The organism is Paenibacillus oralis, from assembly GCF_003863965.1.
In the GTDB taxonomy this organism is placed as follows: domain Bacteria; phylum Bacillota; class Bacilli; order Paenibacillales; family Paenibacillaceae; genus Fontibacillus; species Fontibacillus oralis.
This window is the reverse complement of sequence record NZ_RRCN01000001.1, coordinates 2,645,722-2,668,900: the sequence shown is the minus strand read 5'-3', so window position 1 is coordinate 2,668,900 and position 23,179 is coordinate 2,645,722. Positions and strand designations below refer to the sequence as shown.

Here is a 23,179-nt window from a genome sequence, read left to right as displayed (position 1 = left end):
GCAGGCGGCAATCTTGGCGGACAAAAGCATGTGTTATACGAATACCGAAGCCGCGCTATACAGCAAATACACCGCCATCCCCCATACGATCAGCGCGGAGATCCGGTTGACCACCGCTTGAATCCGCCCGCCGCGATCGAGCCCCCCAAGCATCTTCCCCGCCAAAGCCAGGCCGAAAAACCAGAGCCACGACACCAGAATCGTCGCCAGCGTAAACGACCATTTGGCGCTTCCTGCGTATCCGAGCGAGCTCGTTCCGATCACGCCGACCGTATCAAGGATCGCGTGCGGATTCAGCAGCGATACCGACATGGCGAACATCGCCTGCTTTCGGGCAGGCAGGCCGGAATCAGCGTCATCAACCTGACGCGGTGCGGTTCGCCAAATCGACCAGCCCATGTAGACCATAAAACAGGCGCCTGCCGCAAACAGCGCCGTTTTCAGCCAAACGGCCGACAAAACGATCACCGACACGCCCAGCACCGCCAGCAAAATCAACGCCGTATCGCATAAGGCCGCCGTCAAAACAGCCGGAAAAGCCCGAACCAGTTTGCGTCCCGAAGCTCCTTGGTTAAATACGAACACATTTTGGGCGCCCAGCGGCAAAATCAGTCCAAACGCCAGCACAAAGCCATGCAAAGCAGCTCCCAGCATAAGGCGCACCCCCTTCCTATCCTCTCAGGCTTGACCGATCTTCTCAGGTTTGACCGATCTTCTCAGTTTGACCGGTGAAACCTATTGTACCCGCTGCCCCGCTTTATGGCTCCATCCATTTGGTTGGCTATCAAACCAACCAAACTGTATAATGAAGTTTGACGGTAACGAATCGGACAAGCTATTCAACCCCAATAGGAGGAAAACAGCGCTATGGAACAACCTTTATGGCAGCCGAACCGCAATTCGTCCGTTCCGCTGCACCGGCAAATCATGGAGCACTTCCGCGATAAAATCGCCGGCGGCGAATGGCCGGTCGGCACCCGCATCCCTTCGCAGCGCATGCTCGCCAAAAACCTCGGCGTCAACCGCAGCACCGTTGTCGCCGCGCTGGACGAGCTGGCGGCCGCGGGGATGATTCAAGGCAGCAAGGGCGGCGGGACCCGCGTCATCAACCAAACCTGGGGCGTGCTGGCCGCAGCTCCTCCTCCGGATTGGACCAGCTATGTAAGCGCTGGAACGCAGCGCCCGAATCTTCCCGCCGTGCAGGAAATCAACCGGGCCGAATTCCGCCCCGGCATCATCCGGCTGGGCACGGGGGAACTGTCCCCCGAGCTGCTGCCGCAGGCGGAGATGGGCGAGCTGCTGCGGCACATGGCCAACCGCCCGCCCAGCCTGGGCTACGGCGAACCCGCAGGGGACCTGCGGCTGCGGGAAATCATCGCCGGCAGGCTGAAAAAGCTCGGGATCGCCGCCTCCCCCTCGTCGCTGCTTATCGTATCCGGCGCGCTGCAGGCGCTCCAGCTCATTTCGGTAGGGCTGCTGCTGCGGGGGTCCACCGTTTTGCTGGAGCGGCCGTCCTACCTGTATTCGGTGCCCGTTTTCCAATCGGCCGGCATGAAGCTCCGGGGCATCCCAATGGACGCGGAGGGCCTGCGGGCCGATCTCGTCAGCGCTTACGCCAAACAGTATGAAGGAGCCCTGCTGTACACGATCCCGACGTTCCACAACCCGACCGGCACGGTCATGAGCGAAAAACGGCGCCAGTTGCTGCTGGAAAGCTGCGAAGCCGCCCGGCTGCCGATCGTCGAGGACGACGTGTACCGCGATCTTTGGCTGGATGCGCCGCCTCCGCTCCCGCTCAAGGCGCGCGACCAAAGCGGCGGCGTGCTGTATGTCGGCAGCCTGTCCAAAACGCTGAGCCCCGGGCTGCGCATCGGCTGGGTCGCCGGCCCCCCGCCCGTCATCGAGCGGCTCGCCGACATCAAGATGCAGAGTGATTACGGCTCCAGCGCCCTGTCTCAGCAGGCCGCCGCGGAATGGCTGGAAAGCGGGATGTACGACGCCTGGCTGGAACGGCTCCGCTCCGGGCTGCGGACCAGAAGGGACCTGGCCTTATCCGCGCTGAAGCAGCATTTTAGCGGTTTGGCGGCCTGGGAAGCTCCGCGCGGCGGTTTCTACATTTGGCTGAAGCTGAACGCTTCCCTGGCGCCTCGGGAGCTGTTCGACGCCGCGCTGAAAGCGGGCCTCCTGATCAACCCCGGGCATCTTTACGACCGGGAGGCCAACGACCGGCTGCGCCTTTCTTACGCTTACGCCGCGCCGGACGTGCTGGAGGAGGGCATCTCACGTTTAGCGGTGATCGTCAGATCGCTGTTACGCTGATGAGCAGGACGCGGCGACTTTAATGCAGTGAGGGAATGGAATGGACAAAATTCGGCTGCCCGAGAAACTTCGGCGAAAAAAATAAGAACATAAAATGTCCCTATTTCGGCGACATCCCCCATTTTGAGTACAATAGGGGAATTTTATGTCGCTATTTTCTCGAATCGCAAGGAAATGCCCGCGTTCTGAACCATCCGCAGGTAAATAAGGACAAAAAATTCCGCTAATGGCGATGAACATGTCTGGCTCCAAAAAATAAGCACATAAAGTTCCGCTATTTTGAAGACCGACGGCGGGTCGGGTCATCTTGGTAGTTCCAGCAGCCGACAGCGGGTAGTCATCGTCGTTCCAGCGGCAGCCGACAGCGGATCGTCAAATGCCTGTATTCTCGCAGAAATTGCAACACGGACCAAGGCCGGCGAAAACAGCAAACAGGCCCTTCCTTTGACTGGAAGAGCCTGCCGCCCCTAATCTGCCCTAATATGCCCTAATATGCCCTACTCCGCCCGGGTCAGCCGAACGGCCATATACGGTCTGCCGGGAAGGTCCACGCGGAACGTGCCTTCAAAGGTGCCGGGAACCTCTGTGATCGTCATATTCCACGTATCGATAATGTCCACTTTAAACCGGACGCCCGCCCGCAATTGGAATATTCTGAACTTTGGCCTATTGAAGCCGAAATAATACATATAGTATTCATCGCGAATTCCCGCGCAAGGCAGGTCCCAATCGGACTTCAAAGGCTCCCAGCGCTGCCCTGGCGCCTCCTCCACCAGCCGGCGCAAAAAGCCGATGCGCGCCGGGCTGTCGCCGACCAGCTTCCCGCCTTTGGACCACCATAAAATCTCTTCATCGTTCAGGTACGTTTCACCGTGGCCGACGTATCCGCCGCGAATCATCCCTTCCCAGCAGCGGCGCACCATTTCCTCGCCGGTGATATTGCCCCAGCCTTGGTCGATATCGCCTTCATAGGCGCATTCGTCGATGACGACGGCCTTGCCCCAGCGTTCCCGCCACTCCAGGGTCGCTTCCGACGTTTTGTACACATCGATGCGCTGCAGGCTGGAATGGGTCACCCAAGGCTTGCTGTGGTCATAGAAGGTCAGACAGTTGTGATTGGACAGCAAATGCCCGTAAGGATCGTTCTCCTGGATGATTTGGGCGAAACGTTCCCAATCCTCGGCGCTTTTCGCCCACATCAGGTCGAATTCGTTGGCCAGCGACCACCAGACGTTCCGGTACGCCGCCAGACGGGCCACAATGTAGCGCAAATAAAGATCGTCCGCCTCCCGGTCCATTTCCGAAAATCCCCAGCGGTCGTACGGATGAAACAGGATCAGATCGGCCTCGATCCCCAGCCGCCCCAAATCGGCGATCCGCCGCTCCAGATGCTCGAAAAAGGCCGGATTAAACACGCTGAAATTCCAGCCCGTCTGAGGTGAACCTTCATACGCATACAACTGCGGCTCATTGCGGTTGTACAAATAAGACTTGGGAAACACGCACATGCGCATTTTGTTGAAGGGCGATCCGGCCAGCGATTTCAGCGTCTCTTGTTCCAGCTCTTCTCCCTGGTGCGTCCAGGCATAACAGGTCGTGCCAAACGGCAAATACGCCGTACCGTCCTCATAAGCAAAATGGAACGTATCCTGCACGCGCACCGGGCCGTGATGATCTGCGGCGGGAGGTCCGCAAACAAAGGAACCTTCCAGCCCGTCCAACGCCTTGACCGTGCTTTCGGTCCGGTACGTCCACTCCCCTTCACGGTCGGGCATCAGGCGGATTTTATAGCTTCCGTCCCCGTTGTAAAACCCAGGAACCCGCACAGAGCGGCTGTCGCCGCCGCAGCTGAACACAGCGGACAACTCCACATCGGTATAGGGATTGCCCTGCGACGGCCCTTTAAGCTCCAGCTCAAACACATCCCACTTGGCTGCGCGCTCCGGTGAGCTGACCACGCCGCCCCCTTCGACCCGCACGTCCGCAAGCTGATCCTTCCCGCTCCCCAAATCGCGGCTCGGCGCGGCGGCTTCTCCGGAAGGCAGCCCAGCCATTTCCCGCAGCAGCGCTTCCCGTTCCCCGGGCGGAAACCCGAGCTCCTGCCGCCGCTCCAGAAACTGCCCCAGCGTCATCATTTTGTAAGTAAACGAGATATGCTCCTCATCGGCAAGAAACGGAAAATACTTGAACAAAATTTGTTTGGCGGGCTTGTCGGACCATATCCGTCCCACGCTTGTTTGCTCAGTAATCATAAGCATCCTCCCTCGTTTCGCGGCCCCATGGGCCACGTATTTTACCAGTCCGGCTTGCTAGCCCTTCACCGCTCCGGCCATACCGGAAACGAAATATTTTTGGAAAAATAAATACACGGCCAAAATCGGCACGATCGAAATCAGCACCGCCGCGCTAAGCAGCGTGTAATTCGTGGAATGCTGCCCCTGGAACGTAAGCAGGCCCGCGGTAACCGGCTGCATCGAATCTTTCGTGATAAATATTTGCGCCAGCAAAAATTCATTCCAGGTGGACAGGAAGTCGAGAATCACCAGCGTGGCTATAGCCGGCATGGCAATCGGCAGAATAATGCGGAAAAACTTGCCCAGTTCCCCGCACCCGTCAATATACGCGGCCTCGTCCAGCTCCTTGGGAATGGAGCGGAGAAAGCCCCGCAGCACCATAATGCCGAAAGGAATGCCGAAGCCGATATACACGATAAAAATGCCGGGATACGTATTGGCCAGCCCAAAGTGGTTCAGCATCATGTTCAGCGGCACCAGCGTAGCCTGGAACGGGATCATCATCCCGACCAGAAACACGGCAAACAGCGCGTTTGCCCATTTGAACCCCATCCGGGTCAGCGCATACGCGGCCAGCGCCTCGACGAGAATGCCGAGCGGCACCTTCACGACCGAGATAAACAGGCTGTTGCCGATATAGGATTTCATCTTATCCCAAGCCTCGGCAAAATTGCTCCACGCCAGCGTCTCCGGCAAAGCGTACACGGGATTTTGCATCAAATCGGCGTTGGATTTCAAAGCCGTCATGGCGATGAAAACAATCGGAATCAGAAAGATCAGCGCCAGGCCAAACAGCAATATATAGGCAACCGCTTGCGAAGCGGCGGATTTTTGCGTTTCTTCCATCGGAGACAACGCCCCCTTTCCGTAAAAATCATACGTGCGATTTCCGGTTTGTGTAAAATACGTAAGGAATGATCACGACCATCGCAACAAACACAAGGAACCAGGAAATGGCCGAGCCCACGCCGATGTTGTTGAATTTGAAGGTCTGATAATACATCCAGGACGACAGCACCTGCGTGCTTTGGGCCGGTCCTCCCGCCGTCATGCCGTAGATGATGTCATATACTTTCATGGCGTTAACCATCGTGGTCGCAAAAACGATCACAAAGGTTTCACTAAGCAGCGGAATCGTGATAAAGCGGAAAGATTGGAACGGCTTCGCCCCGTCGATGAGCGCCGCTTCATAGCAGTCCTTCGGAATGCTCTGCAGCCCGGCGAGAAACAGCACCATCGGCAGCCCCACGCCCTGCCACACTGCGGCGACGAACACGGCGTACAGCGCCGTTTTCGGATCGGCCAGCCAAGGATGGGCCAGACTGCCAAGCCCGATCCCTTCGAGCACCGTGTTGATGAACCCCCTCGTCGGATGATAAAGCCAGGTCCACATGAGCGCAACGATAATGCCCGACAATACATAGGGAAAATAAAATACGCTGCGGAAAATCGATCTGCCCTTCAAACTCCTGTTGAGCAGCAGCGCCAGCAGCAAGCCGAGGCCGATAATGATCGTCAGCGAACCGATCAGCCATAGCACGTTATTTTTTAACGCGGTTCCAAATACCGTATCTTCCGTTAATAGATAAATATAGTTTTGCAGGCCGACAAACTTTTTCTCGGGAGAAATTCCGTTCCAGCTGTACAAGCTAAGCTGCAGTGTGTATAGAGAAGGTATGACAATAACCACAAGATAAATGAGCAGCGCCGGCAGCAAAAATGTCCACGGCTTCCAAGCCTTCAGTTTCATAAGCGCCTCCCTCCAAGTCCGGTAAACGGCTTTCAGGGCGCGGCCGGCAGGCCGCTTCCCTGAAAGTTTGTGACCAAACGCCTATCGTTCTAGTTGTTTTTATACGACTCGGCGGCTTTCTGAATTTCCTTGGCCGCCTGCTCAGGCGTCCATTCGTTCAGCACGACGGCATCCTGGGCTTCGAACAGCTTCTGCACTACCGTCTGCGGCAAAGCCTGGTCCGCGATCAGGAAGTTGCCTTCCCCGATCATTCCGGCCATCTCGGAGGTATGCGGCGACTGCGCGGAAGTTTTGAACTGCTTCAGGGCCGGCGAACCGTACTGGTCGATATACTGATCCACAACCTCTTGACCGGTAATATATTCACCCAGTTTTACGGCAGCTTCCTGCACCTTCGGATCGGAGCTTCCGTTGATTTGGAACATTTCCGCAAAGCTGGACATCCGTACGGGCTGCTGATCGTTCGGGAATTTAAAGATGCCGAACTGATTCGGATCGGCTCCCGCCTGGGCAAAACTCAGATCAACCCACGCCCCTTCCAGCGCAAAACCTTGCTGCGCACTGTAAAGCGGCGTCTCCGCTTCCTGCGGGTCCAGCGTGATGAAGCCTTTTTCGAAATAACCTTTATCGGACCATTCCTTCAGCTTAGCAAAAGATTGCACCACCGCGGGGTCATCCCATGACGCTTCCAGAGTGTTCAGCTTGTCGTGGAGCTCGGAGCCGCCGTACAGTTCGATCAGCTGCTCAACCCAACGCATCAGCATCCAGCCTCCCTTGCCGCCGACGGCAAAAGGCGTAATCCCACCATCCTTCATCGTTTGCAGTTGCCCTTCAAACTCGGCGAACGTGGTTGGCGGGGTCAGGTTTAATTTGGTATACAGCTCTTTCGGATAAAATACCCCCAGCGAAGCGAGATGGAACGGCACGCCCGTTATTTTTCCGTCGAATTTGACGAGGTCGAGCGCTGCGGGGTTGTAGATCTCATCCCATTTATGCTCGGCCGCAACCTGGGTCAAATCCATGGTGAGACCGTTTTCAGGATAAAATGAGCCGAGCGAACCGCCCCAAGTAAACCACATGTCCGGCAGCGTTTTTGAAGCGGCGGCCACCTTCAACGATTCTTTCAACGGATCGGTACCGTAGAAGGTGGGCTCTACTTTAATATCCGGATTTTTGCTCTCGAACTCTTTGATGATCGGTTCCAAATAAGCCTGTTGATCATTCAGCACCCAGACCGTCACGGCCGTTTTGGCATCCTCGCCTCCGGCGCCGTTTCCCGCAGCAGCGTTCTTCGAACCGCCGCCGCCTCCGCAGGCCGACAACATTAACATGATCGCCGTCATCGATGCCAGTACTGCCGTTAAGCGTTTTTTTCTCATAAGCGTCCCCCCGTTATATGTGATATAAGTTTTCGGTATGCAAGCGCTCTGCTTGTTTACCTGCTTTAAGTCTACTACCCGAGGACGGGAGCCCGGTATGAGCGGCATTTGTCATTTTGTACACTTCGCTGACGCGTTGCGGCTGTTCTTAATCGCCCATTTTGAGCACAATAGACGAATTTTGTTTTTTGCTATCTTTTTTTGCACTAACGGTTCCGGTATTCCAGCGGAGTCATGCCCACCCTGTCCTTAAACAGCTTGCTGAAATAATGCGGATTCGTATAGCTGAGGACTTCGGCGATTTCATAAACCTTTTTGTTTGTTTCCCGCAGCAGCTTTTGCGCATGAATGATTTTGTTGCGGATCACGTATTCGCTGAAGCTTTCGCCCACTTCCCTCAGAAAAATACGGCTTAAATAGCCGGGGCTGATCGGAATGGAGTCCGCTGCCTTTTGCAGCGTAACATCCTCCAGCAGATGGCTGTCTACATATTCCTTCGCCAGACGGATATGCAGGCTGTCGCTTTGCTGATTCACCGGGAATTTCAGCTCGGCTTCCAGGTAAGCCTCGGGAATTTGCTGCGGATGCGCGTAAACGGAGCTAAAGGAATAAACGATCGAGGCGTTAAGCAGCTCGAAAATTTTGCCCCGCAGCCGCTCCAGGTACTGCTCCCTGCCGCAGCGGTCGACCGCCCCCGACTTCGGCGCGGCCGGCGCCAGCCAGATGATTTCCCGGCGGCCCCGGTGAAAGACGAGCCCTCCAAAGTCCCGGCCCACGTATTCTTCGATCAGGTAGCGGATCGAGATGAATTTCAGGTGGTCCTTGCCTGCGGCCACAGCGATTTGATCCGCGGCATCGTCCCGCAGACGGATGGCGGTAAGCCACAGTCCTTCGGACAACGCTCCCCCCGCCGCAAGCTCCGGCACCAGCATTTCCCGCGGATAAGTGTACGTATCGAGCAGGGAAACCAGCCAAGCGTTGCGCTCTTCCTCCGGCCATGCCGGGAACGTCCTGGGCGTGCTTTGTTCCAGCAGCTTGACCGCTTTTTGCAGCGCTCCTTTCACTTCCTCCTCGTCCATCGTGGGCTTATGCAGATAATCGAGCGCATTCAGCCGAATCGCTTCTTTAACATAAGGAAAATCGTCATAACTGCTCAAATAGATCATCTGGATATGCTGCGGCCAGTGGCTGCGGATATAACGTCCCAACTCGATCCCGTCCATGCCCGCCATGCGGATATCGGTCATAACGATATGGATCTCCTCCGACTCCAGCACCTTCACCGCTTCTTCGCCGTTGGCGGCCTCGGCTTTCCAGCACACGCCCTGCGCCTCCCAATCCACCATATAACGCAGCCCCATTCTGACAATGGCTTCGTCCTCCACTACAAGCAGATTCCACATTTCAATTCCCCCTTTTTAAAAGGTTGTTCAACTTTAACGGTTTATAGGGTATCGTCATGATCACGGCGGTTCCCGGCTCCAGACGCTGGACGGTAAGGCCGTATTCTCTGCCGAACCACAGCCGGATGCGATCGTTGACATTGTTGATGCCGATATGGGAAACGCCGTCCCCGTCCCCATCCCCCAGCAGGCGCTCGATCTGTTCCTCCGCGATCCCGACTCCGTTATCCTTGATTTCGATGCAAAGCTTGCCGCGATCGCGCTCAATAAGCGAGACTTTCACGCGGATCGCCAGCATCCGGCCCAGTCCCCGCGAGCCGTGAAAAATGGCATTTTCCAAGATCGGTTGCAGCAGCATGGCCGGAACCCCCGCGTCCAGCAATTCCTCAGGCACGTCCCACTCGACGGTAAACGTATTGGTGTAGCGCAAATCCATCAATTGCTCGTAATCCCGCAGCAAATCGATCTCCCGGGACAAGGGCATGAGCTCATCATTCAGCTTCAGGTAGGATTGCAGCAAACGGTTAAGCGCATGGATCAGCTTGGCGATTTGCGGGGACTGCTGCAAAATGGCCAACATCCGGATCGAGTTCAGCGTGTTGTACAAAAAATGCGGCTGGATCCTCACCCGCAGCGCATACAGCTCGGCCTTTCGCTTCTGCCGTTCCTTCTCCGCGATCGACTGCACCAGCTCATCCAGCCGTCTGACCATACGCGCGTAACTCAAATGCAGCTGCCCGATTTCGTCATACCGGGTCGGCGCCTCCAGGACCTCGAATTTGCCGGTCTCGACGCTCCGCATCGAGCGGATCAACCGGTTGATCGGGCGCGACAGATTGCCGGCAAGCAGCCAGGATACGAGCGCCGAGGCCACCGTCAATACGGCGGCGATCGCCACCGTATATTTGCGTATGGTGTTGCTGCCTTGCAGGATCACCTGCTGATTTTTGCCCACATAGATCGTCCAGCCCAAATAACTGTTTTTCCTCACCACTCCGCTGTATTTCACCTTACGGTTATCGAGCTTGCTCTCTGCCGACCAGGCGCCGTTCGTACTTACATCAAGCGGACGTTCGAGCAGCCGCGCGGCAATTTGTTCATCCGAAGCGTAGATCAGCCGATGATTCGCGTCGACTACGGTCACGACGGTGTCCTGCAGCCCGGAAGAATCGATGATATTTTCAATAAAATCGGGAGAAATATGAATGGCAATCACGGCGAGCGGACGCATTTCCTCATCCAGCAGCATTCTCGATACGGTAACGGCCTCAAAAGATTGCCCTTCAAATTGCCCCACCTTATGCACGCCCGAGACGACAAAGCCGCCTTTCTTCTCTAACGCCTCTTGATACCAGTCTTCCCGGCTAACGTCGTAGGCCCGGTTGATCGAGGAACTTCCACTGAGCTGATACCCGCTGATCCGCCCGTTGTTGCCGTACAGTACCATCGCTTTAATCGACTTGTTAATTGAAGGATACGCGCTCATTAAACGAATCAGCTGCCGCTGCGCGTTCAGTTCCGCCGATCCCCAGTCTTCTTCCGGAATGTAGGGCCGGTTAAAAATTGTAAACGCTTCCGGCATATAGTACGGCAAAATGCTGAAACGGTCGAAATCGCTAACTTGTTTCTGAATCGCCGAAATCAACTGTCCGGCAATCACTTGCAGGTCTTGCTCCGTCCGCTTCATCAACGTTTCCGAAGACTTTTGGTAGGCGATCGTTCCCACCAGAAGCACCGGCAGACTGCTGACGACGATAAGCACGAGCAACAATTTTCTTTGATAAGATAAGCGCTTCCAAAACATGAATTCAACCCCCAGCTGTCAAAAGATATCCCGATCTTATCATAGAAAAGAAAAAGCCCCGGTCACCAAACAACCTAAGCCAACCCGTTGGATCGTAAACTAAACTATTTTATTTTTTAGTTCGAAAAATAATCACGACCTAAAAATACAACTTAATTAACGATCAGTCAATCACTATCGCTTAATTTAAGTTTATACACAGGGATAAACAACTAAATAGTTTAGTAAATTCTCCCATAAACGGTGAGAATAAAAGACAGCGCCAGATTGCTACCGTTGAAAATTTTTAAATCTGAGCAATTTACATTTTATTGCAAAAGTGATATCATTGTTATATCATAACAATATGAATTACCAATGACCCTAAAGGAGTGTTCCGTATGTACAAGGAAAAAGAAATGTCTTATTTGAACGGCTTTGCCGCTTTGCTGTTTATCCTGGCGCTCGCAGCGGCCGGCGTCTATTTGATCTCGCTTTCCGGCGCGCTTCCCGTGATTGGCGGAATCGCCGTTTGCGCCATCGCCTTCGTGCTGCTCACCGGCCTTACGATCGTACAGCCGAACCAGGCTGCCGTCGTGACTTTTTTCGGACGTTATCTGGGCGTCATTCGCAAAAGCGGATTATACCTGGCCGTCCCGCTCTCAAGCCGCCGAAAGGTTTCGCTGCGGGTCCGCAATTTCAACAGCGCCAAGTTGAAGGTCAACGATGTGAACGGGAACCCGATCGAAATCGCAACCGTCGTCGTTTTTGCGGTCGTCGATTCCGCCAAAGCGCTGTTTGAGGTAGATGAATACGAAACGTTCGTGGAAATTCAAAGCGAAGCGGCCCTGCGCCACGTTGCGAGCAAGTACCCTTACGACCAGCCGGACACGGCCAGCTTCTCCCTGCGCGGCAACACCGAAGAAATCGCGTTGGAGCTGACCGATGAGCTGCAGAACCGGCTGGCGATCGCCGGCGTCAAAGTGATCGAAACGCGCCTCACCCATTTGGCGTATTCGACCGAAATCGCCAGCGCCATGCTGCAGCGGCAGCAGGCCGAAGCCATCATCGCCGCACGCGAAAAAATCGTCGACGGCGCCGTCACGATGGTGCAAATGGCGATCGAACGCCTGCAGGCGGGCCAGGTCGTGGAACTGGACGATGAACGCAAAGCCGCGATGATCAACAACCTGCTCGTTGCCGTCGTTTCCGACCGTTCCGCCCAGCCGGTCATCAACGCGAGCACGCTTTACTAAAAGGGCGCCATTTACGATGGCCAGCAAAAAGAGCTTCCCTCTTCGCCTTGACCCGATTCTGTATCAAGCTTTGGAGCGCTGGGCAGCGGACGAATTCCGAAGCGTCAATGGTCATATCGAATACCTGCTGCGGGAAGCTTTGCGCCGTGAAGGCCGGCTGCCTTCAAACCGGGCGCCGGGCAAAGAGGAGGAGAAGCATGACGCAGACTAAACAGATTCGCAAACCATGGTGGGAGTCCAAATCGGCGGCGCTTTTGAAGGAATTTGCCAAAACCGGCGGAGGCACATACGCGGCCGCGAAATTTCATGGGCTGAAATATACGAGACAGCATGTGCGCGTCAGACTTCCCCACGACCTTGGGGAATGCATCGTCACCTTGGCCGACCCCAGCTCCAGTTCCTCCGGCCAAACGCATGTTATCGGCATAAAATACAGCTACCGGCCCCGCCGCAAGCTGGAGTTCGATCTTTTCTCCGCCAAGCGCCCGGCGTTGGGTTTGCTTTCCGGGCGCTTGCGGCCTGCCGCGCTGCCGGATTCCGCCTTGAACAAGCGGTTTCGCGCGCGGGCGTCGCACCCCGGCCTGCTGCGCTCCGTCCTCAAGCAGGACGGCCTGGCCGAGGCGCTGGAACAGCATCCGGGGGCGCACATCAAACTCCGGCTCAAAGCGCATGAAGCGTCGCTAAGTTTTTCGGAAAGTGTCAAACACCCCGATGTGCCTGCGCTCAACAGCAGTGTGCGGATCATGAAGCTGCTCATCCAAGGGCTTTATGAGCAAGGGAGCATTTGCCCGCCGTAACGGACCGTAGTGACCTTATTCGCTCATTTCCCGGATATTTCCCGTTCTAACGGACACAGATGCCGCTATTCGGCTCCATTAGGCAAGTTTTTCGCAGATTTACTGGAAATAAAGGCTCCTGAGTCCGTTACAATTTTAAACCCTGTGTTTTGCCCCAAATAAGGTCTCTGGTGTCCGTTAGCAAAGCGAGAAATGTCCGCTTTCGCCATGCGGCGGCCGATGAGCAGGTGCCCGGGCATGAATAAAGCGGCCTCACCGGGTCCACCCCGGAAGGGCGCTTTTTTGCGGGTATAGAAGCCGCTTTTTTGCGGGCATAAATGTTCATTGAGCAGCTTATTCGTCGCGTTCGCCAGAGCATGCCTAATAGTAGCTTGTTCACCGTATTCGCTAGATCCCATCGATTTAAGCAGCCTATTTCCCCCGCCCCCCTCTCATTGGAAAAATTCCAATAGATTGGCTGATATCTAACACCATTTTGAACCTTCATTGGATAATATCCAATAGAATTCACTTTAATAGCCCGTTTTGCGCCTTGCCGAGCCTCGTCTATTGGAAATATCCAATCTAATAGCTGTATTTCCCACCTAATTTCCAATTCTATTGGATATATCCAATCAGATCGCCAATTTAAGTCCTATGGAAGCTCCCACTCCTCATACAGCAAGCCCCAGGCGAAGCCGATATGGAACGGCTATCGCTTGGGGCTCTTTTCGTGCTAAACTTACAGCTTCACCCTTTGCAGCCGCAGCGCGTTCAGCACCACGGATACCGAGCTGAGGGCCATCGCCGCGCCGGCGAGCCAAGGGGCGAGGAAGCCCGCGGCCGCCACCGGGATGCCGATCGTGTTGTAAGCAAGCGCCCAGAACAGGTTCTGCTTGATGTTGCCCATTGTGCGCTTGCTCATCGCGATCGCGTCCGGCACGCCCTCAAGGTCGCCGCGCATCAGCGTCACATCGGCGGCCTCCATCGCCACGTCGGTGCCCGTGCCGATCGCGATGCCGACGTCGGCCACGGCCAGCGCCGGGGCGTCGTTGATGCCGTCGCCGACCATCGCCACCTTCAGGCCGCGCTCCTGCAGCTTTTTGACTTCGGCGGCTTTGCCTTCCGGCAGCACCTCGGCGAGCACCTCGTCGATGCCGACTTCGGCGGCGATCGCCTTCGCCGTGCGCTCGTTGTCGCCGGTGATCATGACCACGTGAAGCCCCATCGCCTTCAGCCGCGCCACCGCGGCTTTGGACGTGTCCTTCACGGTGTCGCTCACGGCGACCATGCCGGCGTAGACGCCGTCCACGCTGGCGAGCAGCACGGTGTTGCCGGCGGCTTCCAGCGCCGTCATCTCCGGCAGCGCGGCGGAGACGTCGACGCCTTCCCGCGCCATCAGGCGGCGCGTGCCGGCGAGCACCCGGCGGCCAAGTGCGACCGCCGCAATGCCATGCCCCGGCACCGCCTCAAAGGCGGTTGCCTCGGGCAGATCCAGGCCGCGCGCCCGCGCCCCGGCAACGACCGCATCCGCGAGCGGATGCTCGGAGCCGCGCTCGGCGGCGCCCACGAGCCGGAGCAACTCCGCCTCGTCCCAGCCCCCGGCCGGGACGATTTGCCGCAGCTCCGGCTGCCCCCGCGTGATCGTGCCGGTCTTATCCAGCACGATCGCGTCAAGCCCTTGGGCGGTCTCGAGATGCTCGCCGCCCTTGAACAGGATGCCGTACTCCGCGGCCCGCCCGGAGCCGGCCATAATCGACGTCGGCGTCGCGAGGCCGAGCGCGCAGGGGCAGGCGATCACGAGCACGGCGATCGCTTTTTCCAGCGCTTCCGCAAAGCTGCCCGGCGCCACCAGGAAAAACCACACCAAAAACGTCACTACAGCGATCCCGACAACGATCGGCACGAAAATCCCGGAGATCACGTCCGCCACCCGCTGGATCGGGGCCTTCGACCCCTGCGCCTCTTCGACGACGCGGATGATCTGTGCCAGCGCCGTTTCCCGGCCGACCTTGGTGGCCTGAACGCGCAGCACGCCGTGTTTGTTCACGGTCGCCCCGATAACCGGATCGCCTGCTTTTTTCTCGACCGGAATACTCTCCCCCGTCAGCATCGATTCGTCCACCGCGGACGAGCCGCCGGCCACGATACCGTCTACCGGTATCTTTTCGCCCGGCTTTACGATCAGCAGATCGCCCGGAACGACGGCTTCGATCGGCACGACCGTCTCCACGCCGTCTTTGACGACCAGCGCCGTCTTGGCCTGCAGCCCCATCAACGTTTTGATCGCCTGCGAGGAACGGCCTTTGGCCAGCGCTTCGAACCATTTGCCGAGCAGGATCAGCGTGATCAGGACCGAACTCGTCTCATAATACAGCTGGGGGGTATGCCCGTGCGGCATAGACAGAGCCTCAAAACTCAAATACAAGCTGTAGAAATACGCCGCCGACGTGCCGAGCGCAACCAGCACATCCATGTTGGCGCTGCGGCTGCGCAGCGCTTTGTAGGCGCCGACGTAAAAGCCGCGCCCGATGATGAACTGCACCGGCGTCGCCAGCGCCAGCTGAAACCAGGGATTCATGAACAGCTCCGGCGTCCAGATCCACGAGGTGAAGGAGAAATGCCCGGCCATCGCCCACAGCAGCGGAAATGCCAGCACTGCCGACACGATCAGCTTGTTTCTCTGCTTGCGGATCTCCCGGGTCCGGATGTCCTCCGACTCCTGCTCCGAAGGTTTGGGAATGGCTCCGTATCCGAGCTTGCTAACTTTATCGATGATTTGCTCCAGCGATACTTGCCCCGGCTCATACGTCACCTGGGCCGTCTCCAGCGCCAGGTTCACGTTCGCCTGCTCTACGCCAGGAAGCCGGTTTAACCCTTTTTCGATCCGGGCCGCGCAGGCGGCGCAGGTCATGCCGGTGATTTGCAGCATCGCTTGATCGCTGGGGGCCGACAGTGCTTTTTCCATAGTGATTCCTCCATGTTTGTTTGCGTTTCGTCCCATGTACCCCCATGGGGTATATTTTAGGCAAAAAAATCTCCGCTCTTTCCGAGCCTGACCTCATACGTTTTTTCCGTATCAGCACTCGAAGCGGTTGGATCAACTTCTATAACTTAATTAAACCACGTCATATCCTTGCTCTTCGATCGCTTCTTTAATCTGGTCCACCGACACTTTGCTTTCATCAAAAGCAACCTCTACTTTTTTGGCCGCCAAATCGACTTTGCCTGTGGCGCCCAATCCCGCGACGGCTCCTTCCACCGACTTGACGCAATGATTGCACGACATGCCTTCCACGTTCAACGTAATATTTTGCATGATTCCTGCCTCCTGAATTTTTGATATTTTACTTCATTAACTTATTGACCGTCACCAACAGCTCATCCACCACTTCCGTCTCGCCGGCTTGAATCCGTTCGATGACGCAGCTTCTCATATGTCCCTCGAGCAACAGCCGGCCGACGCTGTTGAGCGCGGACTGGACGGCGGCAATCTGATTCAGGACATCGTCACAGTAAGTATCTCTTTCGATCAGCCCTTTGATCCCGCGAATTTGCCCTTCGATCCGGTTCAAACGGCTGGTCAGGTTGTTCTTCATCGCTTCGGAATGATGGCTGTGCCGGACCGTTTTGCCCTCAGCTTTGCCCTCATTCTGCGCTCCGTGGTCTCCGCAATGGTGTGTATGTTCCTGAACGTTCTCCGCCATACGTCTTCTCCTTTCAAACCAGCATAACTTGTTGTGGTAAGTTCATTATAATATACCCCCATGGGGTATGTAAAGAGGCAGATGTGTTTTTTTCAGCTTGCCCTGTATCGCTGGATTTCACGCTTACTCCCATGTTTGTTTTTATAAGATTCAAGCCCTGTTGCCGATAAAAAGCTAGCGTTCAACGGAGGGATGCTTCGATCGGAGCTTTATTAAGAGGTTGAAGTTTTACAATCGGTCGAAGTTTTACTGTCAGTCGAAGCCTTACGAAATGCAAAAGTGCAGGCGAATTTCGTCGAAACTCCTCGAAACAGGTGGGTCAAATGCAAAAGTGCAGTTTAACTCCAGCTTTACATCCATATTTTTCCACATCCACTCTACTCAACTGCACTTTTGCACTCCATACGTCTCGGAAGCGAGAAAATCGCGATATGAGATGCACATTTGCACTTGATTCTCGCAAAGCGCTCCTTATCAGCGCAAAGACTACTTATCACCGCAATGACTCCATATCACCACAATGACTCCATATCACCACAAAGACTACTTATCACTGCAACGGCTCCTTATCATCGCAAAAGCTTCTTCCTATCACCACAAAGCGCTTCTAAATCATCGGCCAAGCAACTGACGCCCGGGCTTTTCCCGGCCCCACGTTCCCGTACCGCACTTACTCCTCCCGCAATTACAAACAAAAAACCCGCCGCCACCTTTAAGGTGACAACGGGTTTTTCTGTACACAATTCATGCACACACTTTTACCGATAACCCCAAATCATCGTTAACAGCGTACCGAAAACGGTGACCAGGCCGACGAACAGGGCGTAACCGACATTGGTGAACAACGCGGTTTTCGTGCCGCCCTCACTGATATGCATAAACAGGAACAGCTGAAGTGACATTTGGATCGCCGCGCAAATGAGCAGGATGGTGAGTCCCACCGCCATCGGCATATCCCAGAAAATGACCGACAACGCCACAACGGACAGAATCAGCGAAAATAGATATCCCATGACGTGCTGAGCAGGAAAGAGCTTTTTCATGTCACATCATTCCTTTCAAATAAACAAAGCTGAAGATGAAAATCCAGACAACGTCGAGGAAGTGCCAATACAGCGAGAAAATAAACGATTTATTCGCGGTATCGACCGTAAATCCTTCGCGCTTCACCTGAATCATCAGACCTGCGCCCCACAAGAGGCCCAGCGTCACGTGGGCGCCGTGCGTGCCGAGCAGGACGAACAAACTGGACAGGAAGGCGCTCGTTTGCAGCGTCGCCCCTTCATGCACATACGTCACGAACTCGGTAATTTCCACGCCGAGGAAGCCTAGGCCAAGCAGCAGCGTGATGATAAAAAAGGACATAAACGCCTTTTTCATCCCGAGCCGCATGCTGTGTACCGCCAGTCCGCAGGTGAAGCTGCTGGTCAGCAGCAGGAACGTCTCGGCGAGCACCGGCCCGAGTACGAAAATCTCCTTTCCGTCCGGGCCGCTGCCCGTACGGTTCCAAAGCGTCAAGTATACGGCAAACAGCGTACAGAAAAGCACAATTTCCGCGCCCAGGAACAGCCAGAAGCCGAAGATCCGGTTGCTGTTCTCTTCCGTCTGGTATTCGAGCGGCAAAGAATGATCTATTTTCATGCTTGTTCACCCCGCAATCCCGCTTCCGATTCTTTTCGCATCAAGGCTTCCTCGGTTTTTCTGATTTTGCTGACCGGAATATGGTGTCCATGATCACGCTCGAACGAACGCACCGCCAGCATAACGATTACGCCAAGGCCGGCAATAATCGCCGGAATCCACCAGCTGAACACCATGAAAAATCCGAAGAAGAAGAAGATAATTCCCAAAATAATCGGCTGCCCGCTGTTGTTCGGCATATGAATCTCTTCAAGTTTACCATTATACAGCGGCTTGCCGGTTTTCTTCGCTTTCCAGAACGGATCAAGATCGTCCACTTCAGGCACTACTGCAAAGTTGTACTCCGGCACCGGACTGTGCGTGCTCCATTCCAGAGTGCGCGCATTCCAAGGGTCGCCGGTTTTGTCTCTTTCGGCATACCGGAAGCTCCAGTAAATGTTATAAACCAGCACGATAAATCCGATGGCCAGGCCGACCGCGCCGATCGAAGCGATCAGGTTCAGCGGACCATAACCGGTGCTTTCCGAATACGTGTACATCCGCCGCGTCATCCCGTTCAGTCCGAGGAAGAACAGCGGCATAAACGTAACATTGAAGCTGATTGCGATGATCCAGAAGGCCAGTTTGCCCTGGCGTTCGTTCAGGCGGAACCCGAACAATTTCGGGAACCAGTAGTAGAAGCCGGCGATCACCGCAAACACGGTACCCGGAATCAACACGTAGTGGAAGTGGGCTACCAGGAACATCGTGTTGTGATATTGATAGTCTGCGCTCGCCATCGCCAGCATGACGCCGGTAACGCCGCCGATCGTAAAGATCGGAATGAAGGCGAGGGAATACAGCATCGGCGTCGTAAATTCGATCCGCCCTTTGCGGAGCGTAAATAGCCAGTTAAAGATTTTGACCCCGGTCGGAACCGCAATCGCCATCGTCGTAATCGAGAAGATGCCGTTGACCATCACGCCATGGCCCATCGTATAGAAGTGGTGCGCCCAGACGATAAACGACAGCAGCGAAATGACGACCATACTGTAAACCATAGATTTGTAGCCGTACAGGTTTTTGCGCGAAAACGTCGAAATGATTTCACTATAAATCCCGAAAGCGGGCAAAATAACGATATACACCTCCGGATGGCCCCAGACCCAAAACAGGTTGGCCCAGAGCATATCCATCCCGCCGTTGGCCATCGTAAAGAACTGCGAGCCGAACAGCCGGTCGAACATCATCAGCGCCAGGGCCACGGTCAGCACCGGGAACGCGAACATAATGATGACGCAGGTGATCAGCACCGACCAGGTAAACATCGGCATTTTCATCAGCGTCATGCCTGGGGCTCGCATTTTTAGAATCGTAGCGACAAAGTTGACACCGGTCGCCAATGTGCCAATACCGGCAATCTGCAAGGCGATTGCGTAATAGTTATTGCCTACCGTCGGGCTGAACTCGATGCTGGCCAGCGGGAAATAAGCCGTCCAGCCGGCATCCGGGGAACCCCCGATGACAAAAGAGATGTTAAACAGCATCGCTCCGGCAAAAAACAGCCAGAAACTGACGGCGTTCAGCCGCGGGAACGCAACGTCGCGGGCGCCGATTTGCAGCGGGATCACGACGTTCATAAGCCCGATGACAAACGGCATCGCCATAAACAGGATCATGATAACCCCGTGCGTCGTAAAAATTTCATTATAGTGCTGCGCATCCAGCAACCCGTTTTCCGGGACCGCCAGCTGCCCCCGCATCAGGAGCGCATCCACGCCGCCGCGGAACAGCATCAGCAGGGCGCAGATGATATACATAATCCCGATGCGCTTGTGGTCAACGGTCGTCAACCATTCGCGCCACAGGTAGCCCCACTTTTTAAAATAGGTTAACCCGATGAGAATCGCCAGCGACGCGACGACGATGCTGACCATCGCGCCGTAAATCATCGGTTCCCCAGTGACGAAAAATTCGTCCCATTTCATGTTAAGCTACTCCCTTCCTTAGTTATGCGTCGAATGATCCATCGAAGAATCGTTCATGTTCGTATCCGACATATCCATCCCGGAGTGGTCCATTTCGGAGTGCTCCATTTCTTCGGAATCCGTCGTTCCTTCCTCCGCCGCTCCCGAATCGCCGTGATGGTGCCCGGCGTTTTCGCCCTCCGGAGCCGGTCTGAACGGCAGATGCGTGGACGAATACGATTTGCGGCCGACAAATTCCGTTTCCAGCAAGGAATCAAATTCCTGCTCCGTCAGCGCAGGCGCCGTCGTTTTTACTTCCTCTACCCATTTGTCGTACTCGGAAGGTGACATCGCCAATGCTTCGAATTCCATATGGGCGAAGCCTTCGCCGGAGAAGTTGGAGTTTTTGCCCATATAAGAGCCCTCATGCTCAGCAACGAGGTTAAGCTTGTTGACCATGTCGCTCATCGCATATTTCTGGCCGCCCAACTGCGGAACCCAGAAGCTTGTGATCGGCCCGTAAGAATACAGGCGAAATTCCACCGGACGGTGCGTCGGGATATTTACGTAGTTTACCGTTTCAACGCCTTCCTCTGGATAACTGAAATGCCATTTCCAGTTGGAGGACGCCGCGTAGATCACAAGCGGTTTCTGATCCTCGTAGCCTGCCGGCACCTTTTCGACGGCGGCCGTGCTGCGGACCGTGACGACCGACAACACCGCAACGATAATGATCGGGATGGTGATCCAGGTGATTTCAAGCCATTTGTTGCCTTCCTCATGCGGCGGTTCATAGTCCGGAGCCGCTTTGGAAGCGCGGTATTTCGACAACACGAAAATGTACAAAATATAAACGACTAGCAAAATCAACGCCATTGTCAGAATGGAAAAGATAATGACGTCAGACTGGGTCTTGGCCACCGGCCCTTTCGGATTCAAAACCATTAACGAATCGCATCCGGTCAGCAGCGCAAGAAGGGCTGAAAACAGAACAAGCAGCAACCCTTTCCTTTTCATAGGACACCGATACCCCTTTCTTCATTGTGAACCTTCATTAGTAAATGTTGTGAACGTTGTGAACGCCATCACGAATAAACCGGGATGGCTGTTGTCTTTAAGCTAAATTTAATGTTAGAGAAGGGAAGAGTGAATAACAATTCATAGTGATAGTCATTTATGTAAAATATTGTTAATCTTAAGTGTGACATTCCTCCTTTACATCTCAAGTAATCCCCTTTAGAGCTCGTTTTCGGCCAAATTCAGGCAAAATACGCGATTTTGATAAATGTTCACAATGACGGCTCGTTCTTCGATAGTTCGCAGAATTGTCATAATAATTTCGGTGTTTAGTGATTTTATTCACATTATTTTCGTGTTTTGTCCATATTCAAGCCACCACAAAAAAAGGCCGTCCTCAAGATCGTTTAAGATCCGTAAGGACAGCCTGCTTTTATTTTTTCGCGCTTTTTTTGTTTAACGTACTACAGCAATTCTTTACGAAGCTGCTCCGGCGATTTCGGCGACAGCAGTCCGAACGGAACATCAAATACGGTTTTCGCCCCCGACTCCCCGGCTTGCGACAGCTTGTACACCGCGCGGGCGTAAGCGACCAGCACGCTGGCCGTAAACTCAGGGTTGCTGTCCAGTTTCAAGCCAAACTCGATCAGCTGTGTACTGTCCTTCCCTGTCCGGCCGCTTCTCAGCACCATACCCCCATGCGGCATCGCGGAATGGTTCGCTTTAAGTTCCTCTTCGCTGATAAAATGAACGGTAGTATCATAATCCGCAAAATAGTTCGGCATCGTTTTGATCTCATGTTCGATTTTGGCCAGGTCGGCTCCTGCTTCGGCAACGACGTAGCATTCGCGCAAATGCTTCTCGCGCGTGGTCAGCTGCGGATTTTCGCCTTTGCGGACGCGCTCGACCGCCGCTTCTACCGGGATCGTGTATTGCTTGCCATCTTTGACGCCCGCAACGCGCCGGATCGCATCGGAGTGGCCTTGGCTGACCCCTTTGCCCCAGAACGTGTACTCTTTGCCTTCCGGCAGCACAGCTTCGGCAAGCAGCCGGTTCAGCGAGAACAAGCCCGGATCCCACCCCGTAGAAATCACGCTGACCGTTCCGGCCTTCGCCGCCGCTTCGTTTACTTTTTCGAAATATTCAGGGATTTTGGCATGCGTGTCAAAGCTGTCGACCGTATTGAACAAGGCCGCCAGCTCCGGTCCCTGCTCCGGCAAATCCGTAGCCGAACCGCCGCATAGAATGAGCACGTCAATGTCGCCTTTATATTTTTCGATTTCGGAAATGTGCACGACGCCGCCGGCCGCCGCCACCTCATCCGGTTTTCTTCTTGAAAAAATAGCCTGCAGCTGGAAATCGGGATTTTGCTTCAGCGCCAGCTCCACACCCCGTCCCAAATTTCCGTATCCTACGATACCCGCTTTGATCTTCGTTGCCACTTGCCTTCCTCCTCCAAATGTAGACTCTTACCCATTGTAGCTTACCCTTGGCCTATTTTAAATAGTTAACATGTAAAGTTAACGTTGATTTATTGTTCTGGCGCAAACCAAAAACGGCGCTTGACAAAACAATCAGGCGTACGCCTTCGTCTTAACCCGAAATTTGCAACAACCAGGTAGCCCGAGAACTCTGACGAAAAAAAAATAAGGGCATAAAATGTCGTTATTATGGCGATATCCGTCCAGTTGGGAGAAATAAAGGAAATTTATGTCGTTATTTTCTTAGGGTCGCAAGGAAATGCCCTCTTTCCGGACCATTCTTAGGAAAATAAGTACATAAAATGCCGCTAATGGGGATAAACATGCTAGGTTTCGGATAATAAGTACATAAAGTACCGCTATTTTGAAGGCCGACGCTACCTTGGTCGTTCCAATAGCCGGCTGTCAAACGCTGATTTCGAGGCTT

General features: G+C 54.8%; 20 protein-coding genes. 4 read left to right on the top strand and 16 right to left on the bottom strand.

The features are described from left to right. Positions 1 to 33: 33 nt before the first annotated feature. Positions 34 to 654: a LysE/ArgO family amino acid transporter gene (locus EHV15_RS12220; protein WP_128631446.1), complete on the bottom strand. Its 621-nt coding sequence runs from the start codon at positions 652 to 654 to the stop codon at positions 34 to 36. A 213-nt stretch (positions 655 to 867) separates the two neighbouring features. Between EHV15_RS12220 and EHV15_RS12215 the strand changes: the two genes are divergently transcribed. Then, a complete protein-coding gene (locus tag EHV15_RS12215) occupies positions 868 to 2,319 on the top strand; it encodes an aminotransferase-like domain-containing protein (protein WP_128631445.1) in 1,452 nt (483 codons plus the stop codon). A 497-nt stretch (positions 2,320 to 2,816) separates the two neighbouring features. On the opposite strand, the gene EHV15_RS12210 is transcribed toward EHV15_RS12215, so the two are convergent. From EHV15_RS12210 to EHV15_RS12185, 6 genes are all read right to left on the bottom strand, one after another. Beyond that, positions 2,817 to 4,571, bottom strand: coding sequence for a DUF5605 domain-containing protein (locus EHV15_RS12210; protein WP_128631444.1), 1,755 nt, complete (start codon positions 4,569 to 4,571; stop codon positions 2,817 to 2,819). Between the two features lie 57 nt (positions 4,572 to 4,628). Then, entirely contained in the window at positions 4,629 to 5,459 is an 831-nt protein-coding gene (locus EHV15_RS12205; RefSeq protein WP_128631443.1) for a carbohydrate ABC transporter permease, read from the bottom strand. 28 nt (positions 5,460 to 5,487) lie between these two features. Then, a complete protein-coding gene (locus EHV15_RS12200; protein ID WP_128631442.1) occupies positions 5,488 to 6,363 on the bottom strand; it encodes a carbohydrate ABC transporter permease in 876 nt (291 codons plus the stop codon). Between the two features lie 89 nt (positions 6,364 to 6,452). Further along, the gene (locus tag EHV15_RS12195) at positions 6,453 to 7,742 is read right to left on the bottom strand and encodes an ABC transporter substrate-binding protein (protein ID WP_128631441.1); all 1,290 of its coding nucleotides are present in this window, start codon (positions 7,740 to 7,742) and stop codon (positions 6,453 to 6,455) included. 206 nt (positions 7,743 to 7,948) lie between these two features. Then, the gene (locus EHV15_RS12190) at positions 7,949 to 9,145 is read right to left on the bottom strand and encodes a response regulator (RefSeq protein ID WP_128631440.1); all 1,197 of its coding nucleotides are present in this window, start codon (positions 9,143 to 9,145) and stop codon (positions 7,949 to 7,951) included. Position 9,146: 1 nt separating this feature from the next. Then, on the bottom strand, positions 9,147 to 10,949 hold the full coding sequence (locus EHV15_RS12185; RefSeq protein WP_128631439.1) for a cache domain-containing sensor histidine kinase: 1,803 nt from the start codon (positions 10,947 to 10,949) through the stop codon (positions 9,147 to 9,149). Between the two features lie 380 nt (positions 10,950 to 11,329). Here EHV15_RS12185 and EHV15_RS12180 point away from each other — a divergent pair, with 380 nt between their 5' ends. From EHV15_RS12180 to EHV15_RS12170, 3 genes are read left to right on the top strand one after another with little or no spacing between them, the layout of a single operon-like run. Beyond that, positions 11,330 to 12,184 (top strand): SPFH domain-containing protein, encoded by an 855-nt coding sequence (locus tag EHV15_RS12180; RefSeq protein WP_128631438.1) that lies wholly within the window; start codon positions 11,330 to 11,332, stop codon positions 12,182 to 12,184. Between the two features lie 16 nt (positions 12,185 to 12,200). Next, a complete protein-coding gene (locus EHV15_RS12175; protein WP_036626509.1) occupies positions 12,201 to 12,395 on the top strand; it encodes a type II toxin-antitoxin system antitoxin in 195 nt (64 codons plus the stop codon). Further along, positions 12,382 to 12,981 (top strand): hypothetical protein, encoded by a 600-nt coding sequence (locus EHV15_RS12170; protein ID WP_128631437.1) that lies wholly within the window; start codon positions 12,382 to 12,384, stop codon positions 12,979 to 12,981. The genes EHV15_RS12175 and EHV15_RS12170 overlap by 14 nt, the downstream gene beginning before the upstream one ends. A 65-nt stretch (positions 12,982 to 13,046) precedes the next feature. Here EHV15_RS12170 and EHV15_RS12165 read toward each other — a convergent pair whose 3' ends face one another. From EHV15_RS12165 to EHV15_RS12125, 9 genes are all read right to left on the bottom strand, one after another. After that, complete coding sequence (locus tag EHV15_RS12165) at positions 13,047 to 13,379, bottom strand: hypothetical protein (protein ID WP_128631436.1); 333 nt, start codon at positions 13,377 to 13,379, stop codon at positions 13,047 to 13,049. 323 nt (positions 13,380 to 13,702) lie between these two features. Continuing rightward, positions 13,703 to 15,928 carry a heavy metal translocating P-type ATPase gene (locus EHV15_RS12160; RefSeq protein WP_128631435.1) on the bottom strand — a complete coding sequence of 742 codons (2,226 nt, stop codon included), beginning with the start codon at positions 15,926 to 15,928 and terminating at the stop codon, positions 13,703 to 13,705. A 150-nt stretch (positions 15,929 to 16,078) separates the two neighbouring features. Next, complete coding sequence (gene copZ, locus EHV15_RS12155) at positions 16,079 to 16,279, bottom strand: copper chaperone CopZ (RefSeq protein ID WP_128631434.1); 201 nt, start codon at positions 16,277 to 16,279, stop codon at positions 16,079 to 16,081. Between the two features lie 28 nt (positions 16,280 to 16,307). Beyond that, positions 16,308 to 16,667, bottom strand: coding sequence for a metal-sensitive transcriptional regulator (locus EHV15_RS12150; RefSeq protein WP_128631433.1), 360 nt, complete (start codon positions 16,665 to 16,667; stop codon positions 16,308 to 16,310). 758 nt (positions 16,668 to 17,425) lie between these two features. Further along, complete coding sequence (gene qoxD / locus EHV15_RS12145; RefSeq protein ID WP_128631432.1) at positions 17,426 to 17,710, bottom strand: cytochrome aa3 quinol oxidase subunit IV; 285 nt, start codon at positions 17,708 to 17,710, stop codon at positions 17,426 to 17,428. Between the two features lies 1 nt (position 17,711). After that, entirely contained in the window at positions 17,712 to 18,308 is a 597-nt protein-coding gene (gene qoxC / locus EHV15_RS12140; RefSeq protein ID WP_128631431.1) for a cytochrome aa3 quinol oxidase subunit III, read from the bottom strand. Then, positions 18,305 to 20,275: a cytochrome aa3 quinol oxidase subunit I gene (qoxB, locus tag EHV15_RS12135; RefSeq protein ID WP_128631430.1), complete on the bottom strand. Its 1,971-nt coding sequence runs from the start codon at positions 20,273 to 20,275 to the stop codon at positions 18,305 to 18,307. Before qoxB ends, qoxC begins: the two co-directional genes overlap by 4 nt. An 18-nt stretch (positions 20,276 to 20,293) precedes the next feature. Further along, on the bottom strand, positions 20,294 to 21,271 hold the full coding sequence (gene qoxA / locus EHV15_RS12130) for a cytochrome aa3 quinol oxidase subunit II (protein ID WP_128631429.1): 978 nt from the start codon (positions 21,269 to 21,271) through the stop codon (positions 20,294 to 20,296). A gap of 464 nt (positions 21,272 to 21,735) precedes the next feature. Next, positions 21,736 to 22,713: a diaminopimelate dehydrogenase gene (locus tag EHV15_RS12125; protein ID WP_128631428.1), complete on the bottom strand. Its 978-nt coding sequence runs from the start codon at positions 22,711 to 22,713 to the stop codon at positions 21,736 to 21,738. Positions 22,714 to 23,179: the final 466 nt, after the last annotated feature.

What these genes read in the sequence shown, in the direction of transcription:
- EHV15_RS12220 (WP_128631446.1), bottom strand. Translation starts at nt 654, where the DNA reads ATGCTGGGAGCTGCTTTGCATGGCTTTGTGCTGGCGTTTGGACTGATT.
- EHV15_RS12215 (WP_128631445.1), top strand. Translation starts at nt 868, where the DNA reads ATGGAACAACCTTTATGGCAGCCGAACCGCAATTCGTCCGTTCCGCTG.
- EHV15_RS12210 (WP_128631444.1), bottom strand. Translation starts at nt 4,571, where the DNA reads ATGATTACTGAGCAAACAAGCGTGGGACGGATATGGTCCGACAAGCCC.
- EHV15_RS12205 (WP_128631443.1), bottom strand. Translation starts at nt 5,459, where the DNA reads ATGGAAGAAACGCAAAAATCCGCCGCTTCGCAAGCGGTTGCCTATATA.
- EHV15_RS12200 (WP_128631442.1), bottom strand. Translation starts at nt 6,363, where the DNA reads ATGAAACTGAAGGCTTGGAAGCCGTGGACATTTTTGCTGCCGGCGCTG.
- EHV15_RS12195 (WP_128631441.1), bottom strand. Translation starts at nt 7,742, where the DNA reads ATGAGAAAAAAACGCTTAACGGCAGTACTGGCATCGATGACGGCGATC.
- EHV15_RS12190 (WP_128631440.1), bottom strand. Translation starts at nt 9,145, where the DNA reads ATGTGGAATCTGCTTGTAGTGGAGGACGAAGCCATTGTCAGAATGGGG.
- EHV15_RS12185 (WP_128631439.1), bottom strand. Translation starts at nt 10,949, where the DNA reads ATGTTTTGGAAGCGCTTATCTTATCAAAGAAAATTGTTGCTCGTGCTT.
- EHV15_RS12180 (WP_128631438.1), top strand. Translation starts at nt 11,330, where the DNA reads ATGTACAAGGAAAAAGAAATGTCTTATTTGAACGGCTTTGCCGCTTTG.
- EHV15_RS12175 (WP_036626509.1), top strand. Translation starts at nt 12,201, where the DNA reads ATGGCCAGCAAAAAGAGCTTCCCTCTTCGCCTTGACCCGATTCTGTAT.
- EHV15_RS12170 (WP_128631437.1), top strand. Translation starts at nt 12,382, where the DNA reads ATGACGCAGACTAAACAGATTCGCAAACCATGGTGGGAGTCCAAATCG.
- EHV15_RS12165 (WP_128631436.1), bottom strand. Translation starts at nt 13,379, where the DNA reads ATGGGATCTAGCGAATACGGTGAACAAGCTACTATTAGGCATGCTCTG.
- EHV15_RS12160 (WP_128631435.1), bottom strand. Translation starts at nt 15,928, where the DNA reads ATGGAAAAAGCACTGTCGGCCCCCAGCGATCAAGCGATGCTGCAAATC.
- copZ (WP_128631434.1), bottom strand. Translation starts at nt 16,279, where the DNA reads ATGCAAAATATTACGTTGAACGTGGAAGGCATGTCGTGCAATCATTGC.
- EHV15_RS12150 (WP_128631433.1), bottom strand. Translation starts at nt 16,667, where the DNA reads ATGGCGGAGAACGTTCAGGAACATACACACCATTGCGGAGACCACGGA.
- qoxD (WP_128631432.1), bottom strand. Translation starts at nt 17,710, where the DNA reads ATGAAAAAGCTCTTTCCTGCTCAGCACGTCATGGGATATCTATTTTCG.
- qoxC (WP_128631431.1), bottom strand. Translation starts at nt 18,308, where the DNA reads ATGAAAATAGATCATTCTTTGCCGCTCGAATACCAGACGGAAGAGAAC.
- qoxB (WP_128631430.1), bottom strand. Translation starts at nt 20,275, where the DNA reads ATGAAATGGGACGAATTTTTCGTCACTGGGGAACCGATGATTTACGGC.
- qoxA (WP_128631429.1), bottom strand. Translation starts at nt 21,271, where the DNA reads ATGAAAAGGAAAGGGTTGCTGCTTGTTCTGTTTTCAGCCCTTCTTGCG.